The following is a 15,947-nucleotide window of genomic DNA, read 5'->3' as shown; positions in this document are numbered from 1 at the left end:
ATTCCTTAAAAATAATGTTAGAATCAATGATTCTAAAACGCACGAGATATGTCTATAATTTTTAAAATTAATTAAAAACTCTATAATGCTATAAAAAAAAATACAATGGAAATTACTCAAGCCAATCAAAAAAAAATCATTTTAAAATATTATAATTCATAAAAAAATTAAACTTAAGAATTTATCAAATTAACTATACGATTTACGATACTATCAACACTAAATCCAAATTTTTTAAACAATTCTTCAGAAGAAGCCGAATCCCCAAAAGAATCTACTCCAACAACTATACCATTTAATCCTACATATTTATACCAATAATCAGATACTCCTGCTTCGATAGAAATACGATTAGTTACTAACTTAGGTAAAATAGACTGTTTGTAACAATCTTCTTGTTTATCAAAAATACTAGTAGATGGCATAGAAACTAATCTGATATGATAACCCATTTTTATTAAATTTTCATAAACATTAAGAGAAAGGCTAATTTCTGAACCCGTTGAAATGATAATAGCATTAAGATCTCGATTACTATCGTTTTCTCTCAAAATATACCCACCTCGGAAAATTTCATCTAATTTTACTTTATTTCTAAAAATTTGAAATAAATTTTGACGAGATAAAACAAGTGCCGTAGGTCCATATTTATTATCAAGTGCTGACTTCCATGCAACTGCCGTTTCTATCTGATCACAAGGTCTCCATACATTTACATTAGGAATCAAACGAAGTGTAGATAATTGTTCTATAGGTTGATGTGTAGGACCATCTTCTCCAACTCCTATAGAATCATGAGTATAAATAAAAATATGTTGTGTTTTCATCAAAGCAGCCATTCGGATAGCATTTTTAGCATAATCAGTAAACACTAAAAAAGTAGAAGTATAAGGAATAAATCCGCCATGGTGAAATAATCCATTTGCAATAGCAGTCATTCCAAACTCACGAACTCCGTAATGAATATAATTTCCAAATAAACAACTACTGATTGGTTTAGAACCAGACCACATACTAAGATTACTCGGAGCTAAATCAGCAGATCCCCCAATCATTTCCGGCAATATAGAACCAAAGAATTCTAAAACATTTTGAGAAGCAACTCTAGTAGCTATATTTTTACTATTTTTGCACAAATTATGAACAAATTTATTAAAATCTATTTCCCATATATCTGGTTTAATACGATTTATACGCCTTTGATATTCTTTAGCTAAATCTGGATACTCTTGTTCATATTTAAAAAATATACTTTTCCACTTATTTTCTAATAATTGTCCTTGTACTAAAAAATTCCAACTCTCGTAAATATCTTGAGGTACAAAGAAAGGAGGAAAATCCCACTTTAATTGTTTTCTAGTTAAACTAATTTCTAATTCGCCTAACGGTGACCCGTGTATATCTTTTGTACCTGATTTATTAGGCGATCCAAAGCCAATTACAGTTTTACAAATTATTAAAGAAGGTTTGTCTGTCACAAGCATAGATTCTTTTATTGCACAAGAAATAGCATTAGAATCATGCCCATCTATATTTGATACTACGTGCCAATTATAAGACTTAAACCTTTTTCTAGTATCATCTGTAAACCAACTATCTATATTGCCATCAATTGATATTCCATTGCTGTCATAAAATACAATCAGCTTTCCTAATTTTAAAGTGCCAGCTAACGAACAAACCTCATGAGAAATTCCTTCCATTAAGCAACCATCTCCAACAAAAACCCAAGTATAATGATCTACTATATGATAATCAGGTTTATTAAAAGTTTCTCCTAAAGTTCGTTCAGCAATTGCCATTCCTACTGCAGAAGCTAATCCTTGTCCCAACGGACCAGTAGTAATTTCAACTCCTGGTGTATATCCTACTTCAGGATGACCTGGAGTTTTCGAATGTAATTTTCTAAAATTTTTTAACTCTTTAATTGATATATCATATCCTGTTAAATGTAATAAACTATATAATAAAATAGATCCATGACCATTAGAAAGAACAAAACGGTCTCTATTTTCCCATGACGGATTGCTCGGATTATGTTTTAAAAAATCTCTCCATAAAACTTCAGAAATATCAGCCATTCCCATTGGCATTCCTGGGTGTCCAGATTTTGCTTTCTGAACCGAATCAATACTTAACACTCTCAAAGCATTAGCCAAGCGTTTTCTTGAAAACATAATTATCTCCAAAAAAGAAATATAATTAATAAAAAACAAAATTATTTAAATGTTTAAATAAATACATCTAATAAATAAAAAACTGTAAAAATACTAGTTACATTTTATTTCTAATAATCGCTTCTAATTCCTTTTGATCGTGACTAAATTGACGTATTCCTTCAGATAACTTTTCTACAGCCATAGGTTCTGTATTATGTAACCAAGAAAAATCACTTTGAGACAAAATACTTATAGGTTTTTTTGCAACATTGCAAGAACTATATAACTTTTGTACAACAACACTTTCATTACATTGCAATTTCTCCAACAAATTAGGAGAAATAGTTAAACAATCACAACCAGACAATTCTAAAACTTGTTCAATATTTCTAAAACTAGCCCCCATAATGATAGTTTTATATCCATGTTTTTTATAATAATTATATATATTTCGCACAGATTGCACTCCAGGGTCCTCTTGAGCTAAATATTCTTTTATTAATAATTTAGATTTATACCAATCGTAAATTCTGCCTACAAATGGAGAAATTAAAAATACCCCTGCTTCAGCACATGCCCTTGCTTGCGCAAAAGAAAACAACAATGTTAGGTTACAATCAATATCAAAATTTTTTAACTCTTCTGAAGCTTTAATGCACTCCCAAGTAGCAGCTAATTTAATTAATATTTTAGATCTATGTATTCCTTCCTCTTCATACATAGAAATAATTTTTTTTGATCTTTCAATACACAAATCAGTATTAAACGATAAATGTGCATCAATCTCGGTAGAAACTCTTCCAGAAATAACTTCTAAAATTTTCTTTCCTAATATTACAGAAATTTTATCTACAGCATTTAATAATTGAAAGTCATATGTACCTCCTTTTTTCTTTGCATAAGTTATTGATTCTCTAACAATAATTTCATTCTCAGGCGAAACGATCGCTTTTAAAACAAGAGATGGATTAGTAGTAGCATCCTCAGGAAGATACTTTCGAATTAAATTAATATCTCCACTATCTACTACGACTTTGCTATACTTTTTTAACGATTCTAATTGATTCAACGTTTATATTCCTTTTAAAATATAAAATTTTATAATCTACTTCTAGTTATTAGAAAATAGCATACTATCTAAAAAAACAAAAACTTTATGTCTACAAAAAATTTAATACACCACAACAAATATTAATAAAAAATAAACTTCTAGAAATTTTATTAATGAGCTATATAAAAATATCTTTTTTAAGATTATAACTTTTAAAATACTAAATTAATGTAAAAAACTTGATGCTTATGTTAAATAAAAGGTCTCTAAAGATTTGAAACTAATATGCATCATTTTGATTTTTTACTTTTTAAATATACGTATTATTGAATGCATCAAAGATTGCATCTAAAGAGTTTAATATTTATTACGTATTAACAATATTTTCTTAAAATTAAAGAAACATTCGTACCTCCGAAGCCAAAACTATTCGACATAATTACAGAATTTTTTTTTTTACAGAATTGATCAAAATATTACAATCTTCTGCTGCAGAATCTAGTTTAGTAATATTAATACTAGGAACTAAGAAATCGTTTTCAAGCATTAACAAACTATATATTATTTCTTGAACACCTGATGCACCTAACGCATGTCCAGTAATAGATTTAGTTGACGAAACTACAGGCATACAAACATCATAAAAAACTTTTTTAATAGCATTTAATTCTACTAAATCACCTATTTTAGTAGATGTTCCATGTGCATTTAAATAATCAATAGATTTTTTGCTAATTTTATTGATAGCTAAATTCATACATCTAATCGCACCATCTTCAGAAGGAACGACCATATTGTACCCATCAGAAGATGTACCATATCCAACAATTTCCGCGTATATATGAGAAGATCTAGATAATGCAGAATTCAACTCTTCCATAATTACTATTCCAGAACCTCCTGAAATAACAAATCCATCCCTATAATAGTCAAATGCTCTAGACGATGATAAAGGACTTAAATTAAAATTAGTTGACAACGCTCCTAGTGCATCAAATGCACATGCCAATTCTTTACTAATTTCTTCTCCTCCTCCAGCAAATATAATATCTTGCTGTCCTAATTGTATCAATAGCATTGCATTACCTATACAATGAGCTGAGCTAGAACACGCCGAACTGATAGAATAATTAATTCCATGTATTTTAAAAGAAGTTGCTAAACATGCTGATATATTAGAAGTCATAGATTGAATCACTGTATATGGACTAACTGAACGCAATCCCCGACGCTCCATAAATTTAATACCATTAAATTGATATTTCGGTGATCCAGAGCTAGAACCGACAATTATACCTACTCTAGGATTATTTTGATACATTTTAGGTGTTAAATTAGCATCTTTAATAGCTTCTTCCATGGATAAATGAGAATATATTGATGCATCATTCATAAATCTCATCATTTTACGATTTATACATTGAGATATTTCTAGTTTTATATTTCCATGTACATGACTACGTAATCCAAAATTTTTCATTTCTTCTGAAAACGAAATCCCTGATTTAGTATCCAATAAAGAAGAAAGTACTTCCATTTTATTGTTACCAATGCTAGAAATTATTCCTAATCCAGTAATTACTACTCTCTTCACTTCAGTACCTCTGCTATTTAACTTTGAAATTACAATACTTATCAAAAAGTTGTATAAAACAATTTTATTAAATAGTATTATTAAAATTAAAATAATATTTTATGTATGATGACGAAAAATTTATCACTAAATATTAAAAAACTCAAAAAGTTTAGAAAAAAAATATCAAATCATTTTAAAAATAGTACAAACTCTAAATTCACATTTATAATTTTAAAAATTTAAATTTCTAAATTATTTTTAAAAAACTACAAACTAATTTTAAAATAGTAAAATTGTTCTCATTTACCTTATAAGTTTAATATCAAGAAAATTATGAAAAATTCGATAAAAAAAAAGGAATATTATATATTGTTCCTACTCCTATTGGAAATTTAACTGACATTACTATTCGTGCACTTTCAATTCTGAAAAAAGTAAACGTAATTGCAGGAGAAAATATAAATCGAACTAAGATATTGACAAAAAATTATGAAATTTCTACAAAAATTATATCTCTAAATAAATATAACGAAAAAAATAAAAGTAAAAAATTACTCATAAAATTGAAAAATGGAGAAAACGTTGCATTAGTTTCTGATGCTGGAACTCCAGTAATTAACGATCCGGGGAAAATTTTAATTAATTATTGCCATCAATTTGAAATACACATTGTTCCTTTACCAGGACCATGTGCAGCTATTACAGCTTTGAGCGCTTCAGGATTATCCACAAGTAAATTTTGCTATGAAGGTTTTCTACCATCCAAAAGCAATTCTCGACGCAAATTATTAAGTAGTTTAAAACAAGAAAATCGAACTATTATAATTTATGAAACCCCCCACAGAATAATTTCTAGTATTAAAGATATAGTTAAAGAACTAGGATGCGATAGAAAGATTTTTTTAGCAAAAGAATTAACTAAAAAATGGGAACTCATCCGAAGAGACACATCAAAAAATATATTATTATGGCTTAACAATAATACAATAAAAATGAAAGGAGAAATAACTATAATTATTTCAGGATATCAAATAAAAACAAAATCATATTTATCTAAAAAAGTTTTAAAAACTTTACAAATACTACAATCTCATTTACCATTAAAAACAGCTATAAAAGTCACAGCTCAATTGCACAAAGCATCTAAAAATATGTTATACAAACACACTACACATTAAAAAATAGCTATAAATTTTAATAAAAGTTAACCAGACAGTCGCTGCTATTTCAAAAATAGGAGAGGAAAGTCCGGACTCCGCAGGGCAAATACAAGGTGCCAGATAACATCTGGGGAGCATAAGCTTACGACCAGTGCAACAGAAAATAACCGCTTCTTCACGAATAAGTTCAGAAGCAAGGATGAAAAGGCGAGGTAAGAGCTCACCGCATACTGGGTAACTAGTATGGCTAAGTAAACTCCACCTGGAGCAAGGCCAAATAGAGAATTAATATATTTTTGCCCTTATACATAATACTCGGGTAGGCTGCTTGAAATAATAAGTAATTATTATTCTAGATAAATGACTGTCTAATACAGAATCCGGCTTATAGGTTAACTTTTATTAAATAATTCAAATTTAACTTTTTAAAAAAAAAGTTTTATAATAAAAAACTTTATACACTCGAAAATTATCGAAATCAAAATATAAAATTCGTAAAAATTACTTTTACAAAATTCTTTTAATCATGATACAAAATTTTCATTTTTATAAACCTGATATTTGTATAGAAGATAATAAAATTGATCCCGATAATATTTTATGTCGTGTATCGATATCATTTCCTATAGATACAATATTTTGAAACATGTCTTTTAAATTTCCAGAAATTGTAATTTCGCTTACAGGATATTTGACAATACCATGTTCTATCCAAAATCCTACTGCTCCACACGAATAATCTCCAGTGCTTACATTTAAACCATTTCCTAATAATTCTGTTATTAGAATTCCTGTATTCATAAGTTCCAACAACATTTTCAAATTCATTTCTGAAAAACCTAGTATTAACCAATTATGAATTCCCCCGGAATTAGCAGTATTAACTAATCCTATCCTTTTAGAAGAATAATTATCTAACAGCCATGTTTTTAATATTCCATTTTCTACTATCATTCTTGATGACGTCCGTACACCTTCTAAATCAAAACATTTAGATCCCAATCCTTTTACAATATGAGGATCTTCTTGAATATTTAACCAATTAGGAAAAATTCGTTTTTCTAAACTATTTAATAAAAATGTTGATTTCTTGTAAACGTTGTGACCATCAATAGCTTGTATTAGATATGAAAAAAACTCAGAAGATAATTCTGAAGAAAAAATAATCGGACTTTTCACAGATGATAACTTTTTAGAATTCAACCTAGATATAGCCCGATTAGAACTTGTTATACCCAAAAGTTTTGGTGATGTTAAATCATTAATATTTCTAGCAATTGTATAAGACATATCTCTTTGCATATCATGTTTATCTTTAGCAATCATACAACTAGACATAAAATATGAAGTAGTATTATAACTTTCTAACATTCCATGACTGTTTCCAAAAACATTTATACTTATACAACTATTAAACGTAGATCCTTCTGTATTTACAATTCTCTTATCTACCTTAAAAGCCTCTGATTCTGATAATAATGTCAAATCATAAGCATAATTTAAATCCCATTTCCAATAATGATATAAATTAAGATTTTTTAAATTTCCAATAGCTAATAATGCAACGTCAGGTAAACCAGAAAGTAAATCACAAGATACATAATTAATAATATCCATTGCGCGATCAATAGATTTCTTTAATGAAGAAATAGAAAAATCAGACGAAGAAACTGTACTCTTTCTTCGACTTTTGTATACTGTAATAGTTATAAAATTGTCATCGCTAAACTTAACATAATCAATTTTTTTATTTCTCATGTTAAGATCAACACTTGATTTATAAGAAATTAATACTTCAGCAGTTGCCGAATACGTAGAAACTAAATTTAGTATATATATAATAACATTTTTAAATTGTTTTTCTTTAAATTCATAGTCAAATTTCATATTTATTGCTTTTCATATTATTATCTTAAATTATTTGTTATAGTACACTAAAAGAAAAAAAAATAAAATTTTCATAAAAATATAAAAATTAAAATAATCTAAATTTAATGCATAAAAGGAAATAAAATGAATACAAAAAAAATTTCTCCAGGAAACAACATTCCATATGATATAAATGTAATAATTGAAATTTCATCGAATTCTAATCCAGTAAAATATGAAATGAACAAAAGTTTAGGAGTTTTGTTTGTCGATAGGTTTATTATGACTTCTATGTTTTATCCTTGTAATTATGGATTTATTAACCAAACTTTATCTAAAGATAAAGATCCTACAGATGTTCTAGTACACACCCCATATCCCTTAATACCAAATTCAGTAATACAGTGCAGGCCAATAGGAATTTTAAACATGATAGATGAGTCAGGAGAAGACAATAAAATTATAGCTGTTCCTAACGCAAATATTTGCCAAGAGTATTCATATATAAAAGATATAAATGACGTTTCAAATTTTTTAAAAACACAGATTGTGCATTTTTTTAAACATTACAAAGATTTAGAAAAAAACAAATGGACTAAAATTATTGGATGGGAAAATAAAGAAAAAGCTTACCAAGAAATTATGTCATCGTTAAAAAGTAAATAATAAAAATAAATTTTAAAAAATGTTATAAACTATATTTAATAAAAAATAAATATATAAAATATATCGACAAATAAGTTTCAAAAATAAAAAAATTAAAATTAATAAAAAAAAATATATTAAGTTTAAAAAAGAAATTATACTATTTTGTTTAAATTCTACTATCATGAAATAAAAATAAAGATTTATTTTATTTTAAATATTAAAAATTGATCCTATAAAACGGCATTCGAAAAACTTTAATAATAAAAAATTGTCCTAATTTATTTTTTAAAGAACAAAATTGTAAAAATTTAAAATTAAATATAAAGTTATACCAATTTTGAGTAATAGTAAAACTCTTAAAAAAAGTATCGTCGAAATTAGTTAAAAATACTATATTACTAATATGTAAATTGTTTATATTAAAAAAACCATTAATTAAAAGATTTTTAATTAATAAATCACAAAAAAACTTAAAACTACATATATCATTCATTTCTAATGTTCCATAAAATTTTCCTGACAAAATTCTGAAATTTTCTGATAAAAATTTTAAAAGAGATATTGTAACATTTTCAAATTCAAAGCTACCTAAAAAAAATATTGTTTCGTCAACTCTATAAAATTTCAATAATCCAAAAAAAAATTCACTTTTTTCATTTTCATTTTTAATTTCAAAATTCCATTTTAATGTCCATTTTTTAAAATCACCAAAATTATATAGAATACATTTAACTTCGCATGTAAAAGGTTTTTTAAATCTGTAAAAAGATTGCAAATTATTTAGAAAAAAAATTGCTTTTTCTACTACATTAGTATTGATAATATTAATGGTGTTTTTAGTCAAATATGTCAACGTTTTTGTAAATAAAAAATCATTTAAAAACGAAAATATATAAAAATTACTAGTAATATCGTTTTTATAAAATATTAAAAATATTTTTTTTAAACTTATATTAAATAATGGCACAGAAAAATATACGCTATTTATTTCTTCAATCCACAATTTTGATAATGTGTTATATTTCCCGTTTAAACATAATGTAAAAATATGACTATTTCTTAAAACATTTAAATAAAAATTATGTCTAATTTTATAATTATTAAATTTAAGACAAAAAGAAGAAATATAGAAATTTAAAATAGTAAAATCTTTGACTGATAAATTCACTGTAACCATGTGAGAATTATTTTTTTTAAACATTATTGAAAAATTAGAAATGTTAAAGAATTTTGAAATCAAGTGATTTCCCAAAATTTTTATTGTAATCTTATAATCATCATTTTTATTTTCAATAGAAACATTCCCATTAATGTTTACTAAAAAATTAGAGTAAACATTATTCACACTTTTTAATTTAAAAAAAACGTCTATATTACTTTCTCGCTGAAATCTATTAATCGAAGAAAAGTTCTTTTTCTTTAAAACTTTATTAATTGTAGAAATTATCCATCGATTACAAATTTCAAAGAAATGAGATTTTGATCTAATGTTTAAATTTTTAAAAACACCATACTTATACAAAAATTTTATATCAAAAAATACATCATACCTTTCTTTAAAATTAGAAAAAACATGTATGACATTTTCTAACAAAAATTTTATGTCAAAATCATTATTTCTTCCATCTACCAATGTCGAATAATTTAATCGTTTTTTGTTAAAAAAATTTAATAAATTTTTGGAAGTTATTGCATTTTTCATAAAAACATATTTTATTTTTTCAAAAAATATACAAGAATGATTACCTCTTCCTAAAATATATAGATGTACTGGAATTAATGATTTTATATCTATAATAGTATTTAAAGAATAATGATAATTTTCTAAATTTCCTAACACTTGAATTATAGTACTTTTTAAAGAAAAAATAATTTTATGATCATTTTTTATGATAAAAAATGGAATCAATAATTTTGAACATAAATTAGAACTTTTATTTTTAAAGAAAAATTTTATATATATTCTAGACTTTATAAAACCATGAAAATTTAAATCTATACTCAAATTTTTTAATAAAAACCCATGAATATTAGCATGAATATGTTCTTTACTTCGATCATGTTTAAAATAAACACAATTTAAAAAAAAATTAAAATAAAAATCTTTGCAAAAATTGTAAACCCCAAAAATGTCAATTTTAAAATAACGACTTAAAATATGAAGTTTTTTTATATCTATTTTATCATTATCGAGTGTAAAATTTAAAAAACATTGTGAAAATCTAGTTTTGCATTTATTAAAAAAATAAATGTTATCACTGTAAAAATTTTTTATATCAAAAAAAATAGGAATTCTAAAATTACTTTTTCTTAAATAATTTAAATAATAATTAATTTCTTTCTTAAAATTAAAATTTTTGTTCACTATAATTTTATTATGTAATTTTTCTTTTACATTTTTTATTGTACATTCTTTAACATAAATATTATCAACTTTGCTATGTAAACATTCTAACTTTTTCCCGTTCCAGTAATATTCCCCAATACCATAATCTAGTGTTAATAAAAGACTATTAATAGAAAAAGATATATCACTAAATTTTGTATTTTTAAATTTAATAGGAAAGTTTAAAAAAGAAAAAATTTTTAAATTAAAAAGCGACTCTTTTTTACTAATTTTTTTAAAAGAATTACAAAAAATTTTTATACTACACTTTTTAAGTAACAAATTATTCACATTAACATAAAAATTTTTTAAAAAATTAAAACTCATTTCTATATACAGTTCTTTAATAAGAATGCATTTATCGTTAGAATAATAGCTTACATCTTTTAAAACAAAATTATTTAATCTACCTATAGACTTCTTTATTTTCAATTCTGGTATATAATGATTTACTAAATAGCACGCAATATTTAATCCAACATGGCTATAAATTAAGAATATTAAACTAAATAAGAAAAATAAACATAACAAAATTATAGATATCAAAAACTTTTTTAAAAAAACCATTGAAGTAAGTCCTATCAACAAAATTTAATCTATAATTTTTAAATATTAAATTAAAGTACAAAACATAATCAAATGTTATACATCAAATAAAAATTTAAAACAATTTTATGATAATGCCTTAAGCACATTTTTAAGAAAATATTTTCGAAAATAAATTTTATTAATAACATATAGGATAATTTCAAACTATGTCAAAAATATGTCAAATTACTGGAAAAAAACCGATGACTGGAAATTATCGATCCCATGCTATGAATGCTAATAAAAGAAAATTTCTTCCAAATTTACATTTTCATAAATTTTGGAATGTAAAAACAAAAAAATTTATACTTTTAAGAGTATCCGCAAAAGGAATGCGATGCATAGATAAAATAGGATTAGATACTATTTTAGACCAAAAACTGATAAATAAAAAGAAATAGAGAATAAAAAATGGCAAAAAATTCCAGAAACAAAATAAAATTAGTATCTTCATCAGGTAGTAAACATTATTATACTACAACTAAAAACAAAAAATCTCAAACCCAAAAACTAAAACTAAAAAAATACGATCCAATTGTCAAAAAACACGTATTATACCTAGAGCACAAAATAAAATAACTTATTTTTTAAAAAATGTTTTCAAGAATTTTAAAACTATAAAATGCTAACTATACCATTTCAAAAATTTAGATTAGCATTTTATAGAATTAAATTTTTATTTAAAAAATTTGTATATATGTTACCAAGAAAATTAAAATCTCCATTCAGAAAAAAGATCAATTAAATAAAAAGAACGAAATTCCTCTTATAAAATTTTAAAATTATAAATCAAATAGAAATTTTTTAGTACTTCTTATAGCTAAAATTAATCATTTTTATTAAAATAGGACTATACCTTCACATCTATAATAATATTGGCTAGAATTTCATGATATTAGTAAAAAAGACAATAAAAATGTCAAACGATCAAATATGTTATTATAAATTTTTGGAACTATTGGAACAAATAAAAATAAAGTATACATTCCTACTATCAATGTAACAGTAAATCCAACAGAGAAAATAGAAATTTGAGAAGAAATTCTATTTAAAATTCCCATTGAAATATTCAAAATCAACTGCACTATCATAATTGGAAGCATAATTATAAAACTATCTATGAAAATAAATTTCGAATATATAACAATTTTAAGAAACATATTCAAATTTAGTTCAAATTTTCGTATTGGAATTTTATGAAAAGTATCAATCAATGCTGAAATCATCCAAATATGACCATTAGATTCTAAAAAAAGTAATATCAAAAACGTATAAAAAAAGCGAGATAATATAGGTGTATTAGAACGAGTATTCCAATCCAAAAAAGATGAAAATGATAAACCCATTTGAAAACTAATAACTTCACTCGCTATTTTTATAGCAGAAAATACTAACTGCATAGAAAACCCTAAGAGTGTACCAATTAAAACTTGTTCAACCAATATTAAAAATCCATCAGTAGAAAACAAATCAATGTTTACTACAGGAAGAATAAGCATAAAAAACCAACTCATAATGAATGAAACAAAAACTTTCATTTTCTTTGGAATTGACTTATCTCCTAACAATGGAGCAGATAAAGAAAAAGATAAAATTCGAATTGAAATATAGAAAAAATTATAAAAAAAAGAAATTAAATCATTTATATTAAAAGTTATCATTAATTAGTTATTAAAGACAAATTGTTAAATAAAGACCGAGTGTAATCTACAATTAAAGTTAACATCCATGGCCCAAAAACAACAATAGATAATAAGACTGTAATAATTTTTGGAATAAATGATAATGTTTGTTCATTAATTTGAGTAGAAGCTTGTAAAATGCTAATAATTAATCCACTACATAATGCGGATATCAATAAAGGTGAAGCAAGCATTAAAGAAATTTTTATAGCCTCATGAAAAATAGTCATTACAGATTCCACTGTCATACATTTCCTTAATATTTTAAATACTTTAAAAGTACTTACTATTAAATGCAATATCTAAACTTTAAAACTTAATTAAAAAAACTTTGAGTTAAAGAGGTAATAAGTAATTGCCAACCATCTACTAAAACAAATAACATTAATTTAAATGGTAACGAAATAGTTGAAGGAGGAACCATCATCATACCCAATGCCATTAAAACACTAGCAACTACTAAGTCAATTATTAAAAAAGGTATAAAAATAGTAAATCCAATTTGAAAAGCTGTTTTCAACTCACTAGTAACAAAAGATGGCAATAATACTCGCATCGGCACATCTTCTTTTTTAGAATAATTAGAAATTTTTGCTAACTTTGAAAAAAAAACTAAATCATTTTCACGAGTTTGCTTAATCATAAAATTATGCAAAGGCTTAATTCCCCTTTTAATAGCTACATCCATTTTAATCTTATCTTCGCTAAATGGCAAATATGCATCTTTATAAATTTTATCAAACACTGGAGACATAATAAAAAAAGTCAAAAAAAGAGACAAACCTAATAAAATTTGATTGGGAGGAGAATAAGGAGTCCCCAAGGCATTACGCAACAAACCAAATACAATAATAATTCTAGAAAAACTTGTCATCATTAAAATAACTGGAACAATAAAAGTTAATGATGCAATAAATATTAACATCTGTAATGGAAGAGACCAATTTTGACCCCCATCTAGTAATGTGCTACTAAATAAATTAGATACTTCAGCATGTACTTCAGGACAAAATAATAATAGCAAAAATAGTGATATTGTTTGATAAATCATTTTTTTATTCCAATGCGTTTAGCAAACTGTTTTATTGCATCATCGATTTTAACAGCTTTAACTAACAATGTTTTTTTACTTTGTTCTTTTTTAGGCGATAATGTATATAAAAGAGAAATATTTTTTGAAGTAACACCTAAAACCAATCTTACTTCTTTTAAATTTATAATAATAATATTTTCACTAGATCCTATCGGAATTTTTTCTACAATACTAATCGATGAACTATTAATTATTTTCTTTTCAAGAATAATTTTTCTAATTACCCAAAAAAATATTAAAATAACTGTTACTATTTTAAAAAACAACATTCCATATTGCGAAAATAATGTTCTTAAAAAGTTAGATGAAAATGTAGTATACACAAATAATTTCTCATGATTTTTAAATAATTAGTTCAAACAGTTCGAACTATTTGAATTATCTATAATATCAGTAATCCTAATACCATACCTTTCTTCTACAATAACTAATTCTCCCTTTGCAATTATACTCTCATTTACTAATATATTTAAAGGTTCTCCTGAATATTTGTCTAAAGTTAACACCGAATCCGTACTTAAATTAAGTAAATCCTTTATTTTCAATTTTAAAGTTCCTAATTCAATTTTAATGTTAATAGGAACATTAACAAGAAAATTTATATTTTTATATTTTTTTTTAACTTTTTCTAAAGCTACTTCACTAATACCTTTCTTATCTATTTTTTTATTTAGATCTACATTTACTGTATTAATAATTTCATTATTTTTATTGTCATCTGCATTATTTTTGTTAGTCATTTATGTTCCTTAGCAATAGATACCTAATTATTTATTAAAAAAATTTTTCATGAGAAAAGCATGTTTCTTTTTATAAATTTTATATTTTCCTATTAATAAAGGTATATCGTTGGAATAAGCAATAATATCATCTTCTGGAGTACTTATAGGAATAATATCTCCTGTCTTTAATGCTAATATTTCAGGTAACGATAATGAAAAATTTACTAAATGAACATCTAAATCAATTTTTATATCATAAATAACTTTGGATGATATTTTTTTTAATTTTTTTTCACTATTATTATTAAAATTTTTATTTAATAATCGATTTTTAATATTTTTTAGAAAATTCCAAGGAAAATATATATTTAAAAAACCACATGTATTATGAAATTGTATTTTAAAAATAGTACATAAAAAAACATTTTTTTTAGAAAAAACGTTTGAAAAATTATTTTTTGATATTAATGTAAAATTAAAAATTTCAAAATCTGTATTCAACGTTTGTTTCCACGCCAAACTACACGACTTTTGAACAGATTTTAATATCTTTTTCATAATGTTAAGTTCAGACATGTTTAATTCATATACATAATTCTCAGAAACACGACAAGTGTTAGAACCTCCAAATAAAATGTCTATAATAGTAAATATTATATTATCTGAAAAACTTACTATTCCCTTTTCTAAGTTAGAAGAAATATTAAAATAATTAGAAAACTTTGAATTTAAAAGACATTCTCTATAACTATCATATTTGACTAATTTAATGTCTTGTAATCTGACCTTAAATTTATAATTTATAATATTAAACAAATCTAAAGAAATTTGTTTCGAAAAAAAATTACAAATTTCCATTAAAGATCTATTTATTCCACGAACTGTAAAATAATCAAAATCTGAATTATAAATACAAATTTTTGACTTTCTTTCAATATTATTTATTGAATTGTTCTTTTTAACTTTAAAAATAACATTATTTGTCATTAAAATACCTTAAAACTAATATTAAT

At 24.3% G+C, this 15,947-nt stretch carries 14 protein-coding genes, 1 other RNA gene and 1 pseudogene; 5 read left to right on the top strand and 11 right to left on the bottom strand.

What is annotated here, in order from left to right; genetic code table 11:
* Positions 1–173 precede the first annotated feature (173 nt).
* From tkt to XW81_RS00435, 3 genes and pseudogenes are all read right to left on the bottom strand, one after another.
* Positions 174–2,177: a transketolase gene (tkt, locus tag XW81_RS00445; protein WP_075473870.1), complete on the bottom strand. Its 2,004-nt coding sequence runs from the start codon at positions 2,175–2,177 to the stop codon at positions 174–176.
* A gap of 97 nt (positions 2,178–2,274) precedes the next feature.
* Positions 2,275–3,228, bottom strand: coding sequence for a transaldolase (gene tal / locus XW81_RS00440; RefSeq protein ID WP_075473867.1), 954 nt, complete (start codon positions 3,226–3,228; stop codon positions 2,275–2,277).
* 356 nt (positions 3,229–3,584) lie between these two features.
* A pseudogene (locus XW81_RS00435) lies at positions 3,585–4,804 on the bottom strand (beta-ketoacyl synthase N-terminal-like domain-containing protein).
* Between the two features lie 341 nt (positions 4,805–5,145).
* On the opposite strand from XW81_RS00435, the gene rsmI reads away from it, so the two are divergent.
* Positions 5,146–5,964, top strand: a complete 819-nt coding sequence (gene rsmI, locus XW81_RS00430; protein WP_075473866.1) for a 16S rRNA (cytidine(1402)-2'-O)-methyltransferase — start codon at positions 5,146–5,148, stop codon at positions 5,962–5,964.
* A gap of 22 nt (positions 5,965–5,986) precedes the next feature.
* Positions 5,987–6,350: RNase P RNA component class A (gene rnpB, locus XW81_RS00425), an RNA gene on the top strand.
* Positions 6,351–6,492: 142 nt separating this feature from the next.
* On the opposite strand, the gene pmbA is transcribed toward rnpB, so the two are convergent.
* Positions 6,493–7,833 (bottom strand): metalloprotease PmbA, encoded by a 1,341-nt coding sequence (gene pmbA / locus XW81_RS00420; protein ID WP_075473864.1) that lies wholly within the window; start codon positions 7,831–7,833, stop codon positions 6,493–6,495.
* Between the two features lie 126 nt (positions 7,834–7,959).
* Here pmbA and ppa point away from each other — a divergent pair, with 126 nt between their 5' ends.
* Positions 7,960–8,481, top strand: coding sequence for an inorganic diphosphatase (ppa, locus tag XW81_RS00415; RefSeq protein ID WP_075473862.1), 522 nt, complete (start codon positions 7,960–7,962; stop codon positions 8,479–8,481).
* A gap of 199 nt (positions 8,482–8,680) precedes the next feature.
* Here ppa and XW81_RS00410 read toward each other — a convergent pair whose 3' ends face one another.
* Positions 8,681–11,416, bottom strand: coding sequence for a hypothetical protein (locus XW81_RS00410; protein ID WP_075473860.1), 2,736 nt, complete (start codon positions 11,414–11,416; stop codon positions 8,681–8,683).
* A 188-nt stretch (positions 11,417–11,604) separates the two neighbouring features.
* On the opposite strand from XW81_RS00410, the gene rpmB reads away from it, so the two are divergent.
* Together rpmB and rpmG are read left to right on the top strand one after the other, a co-directional pair.
* On the top strand, positions 11,605–11,838 hold the full coding sequence (gene rpmB, locus XW81_RS00405) for a 50S ribosomal protein L28 (RefSeq protein ID WP_075473858.1): 234 nt from the start codon (positions 11,605–11,607) through the stop codon (positions 11,836–11,838).
* Positions 11,839–11,848: 10 nt separating this feature from the next.
* Positions 11,849–12,016, top strand: a complete 168-nt coding sequence (gene rpmG, locus XW81_RS00400) for a 50S ribosomal protein L33 (RefSeq protein ID WP_075473856.1) — start codon at positions 11,849–11,851, stop codon at positions 12,014–12,016.
* Between the two features lie 308 nt (positions 12,017–12,324).
* On the opposite strand, the gene fliR is transcribed toward rpmG, so the two are convergent.
* The 6 genes from fliR to XW81_RS00370 all read right to left on the bottom strand — a co-directional run bounded on the left by fliR (position 12,325) and on the right by XW81_RS00370 (position 15,921).
* Positions 12,325–13,098 (bottom strand): flagellar biosynthetic protein FliR, encoded by a 774-nt coding sequence (gene fliR, locus XW81_RS00395; RefSeq protein ID WP_075473854.1) that lies wholly within the window; start codon positions 13,096–13,098, stop codon positions 12,325–12,327.
* Positions 13,098–13,367 carry a flagellar biosynthesis protein FliQ gene (gene fliQ, locus XW81_RS00390; protein WP_075473852.1) on the bottom strand — a complete coding sequence of 90 codons (270 nt, stop codon included), beginning with the start codon at positions 13,365–13,367 and terminating at the stop codon, positions 13,098–13,100. The genes fliR and fliQ overlap by 1 nt, the downstream gene beginning before the upstream one ends.
* Positions 13,368–13,435: 68 nt before the next feature.
* Positions 13,436–14,170 (bottom strand): flagellar type III secretion system pore protein FliP, encoded by a 735-nt coding sequence (gene fliP, locus XW81_RS00385; protein ID WP_075473850.1) that lies wholly within the window; start codon positions 14,168–14,170, stop codon positions 13,436–13,438.
* A complete protein-coding gene (locus XW81_RS00380) occupies positions 14,167–14,535 on the bottom strand; it encodes a flagellar biosynthetic protein FliO (protein WP_075473848.1) in 369 nt (122 codons plus the stop codon). Before XW81_RS00380 ends, fliP begins: the two co-directional genes overlap by 4 nt.
* Before the next feature lie 27 nt (positions 14,536–14,562).
* Entirely contained in the window at positions 14,563–14,952 is a 390-nt protein-coding gene (gene fliN, locus XW81_RS00375; RefSeq protein WP_075473846.1) for a flagellar motor switch protein FliN, read from the bottom strand.
* A 27-nt stretch (positions 14,953–14,979) separates the two neighbouring features.
* Entirely contained in the window at positions 14,980–15,921 is a 942-nt protein-coding gene (locus tag XW81_RS00370; RefSeq protein ID WP_075473844.1) for a FliM/FliN family flagellar motor switch protein, read from the bottom strand.
* Positions 15,922–15,947 lie beyond the last annotated feature (26 nt).

Source organism: Buchnera aphidicola (Schlechtendalia chinensis), assembly GCF_001648115.1.
Lineage (GTDB): Bacteria > Pseudomonadota > Gammaproteobacteria > Enterobacterales > Enterobacteriaceae > Buchnera_B > Buchnera_B aphidicola_N.
Note: the sequence above shows the minus strand (reverse complement) of the source record. Positions and strands in the feature narration are given on the sequence as shown.

Excerpts from the sequence above, each read along its gene's own strand:
- XW81_RS00370 (WP_075473844.1), bottom strand. The coding sequence starts at position 15,921 with ATGACAAATAATGTTATTTTTAAAGTTAAAAAGAACAATTCAATAAAT.
- XW81_RS00410 (WP_075473860.1), bottom strand. The coding sequence starts at position 11,416 with ATGGTTTTTTTAAAAAAGTTTTTGATATCTATAATTTTGTTATGTTTA.
- pmbA (WP_075473864.1), bottom strand. The coding sequence starts at position 7,833 with ATGAAATTTGACTATGAATTTAAAGAAAAACAATTTAAAAATGTTATT.
- ppa (WP_075473862.1), top strand. The coding sequence starts at position 7,960 with ATGAATACAAAAAAAATTTCTCCAGGAAACAACATTCCATATGATATA.
- fliQ (WP_075473852.1), bottom strand. The coding sequence starts at position 13,367 with ATGACAGTGGAATCTGTAATGACTATTTTTCATGAGGCTATAAAAATT.
- fliP (WP_075473850.1), bottom strand. The coding sequence starts at position 14,170 with ATGATTTATCAAACAATATCACTATTTTTGCTATTATTATTTTGTCCT.
- fliR (WP_075473854.1), bottom strand. The coding sequence starts at position 13,098 with ATGATAACTTTTAATATAAATGATTTAATTTCTTTTTTTTATAATTTT.
- tkt (WP_075473870.1), bottom strand. The coding sequence starts at position 2,177 with ATGTTTTCAAGAAAACGCTTGGCTAATGCTTTGAGAGTGTTAAGTATT.
- rpmG (WP_075473856.1), top strand. The coding sequence starts at position 11,849 with ATGGCAAAAAATTCCAGAAACAAAATAAAATTAGTATCTTCATCAGGT.
- fliN (WP_075473846.1), bottom strand. The coding sequence starts at position 14,952 with ATGACTAACAAAAATAATGCAGATGACAATAAAAATAATGAAATTATT.
- rpmB (WP_075473858.1), top strand. The coding sequence starts at position 11,605 with ATGTCAAAAATATGTCAAATTACTGGAAAAAAACCGATGACTGGAAAT.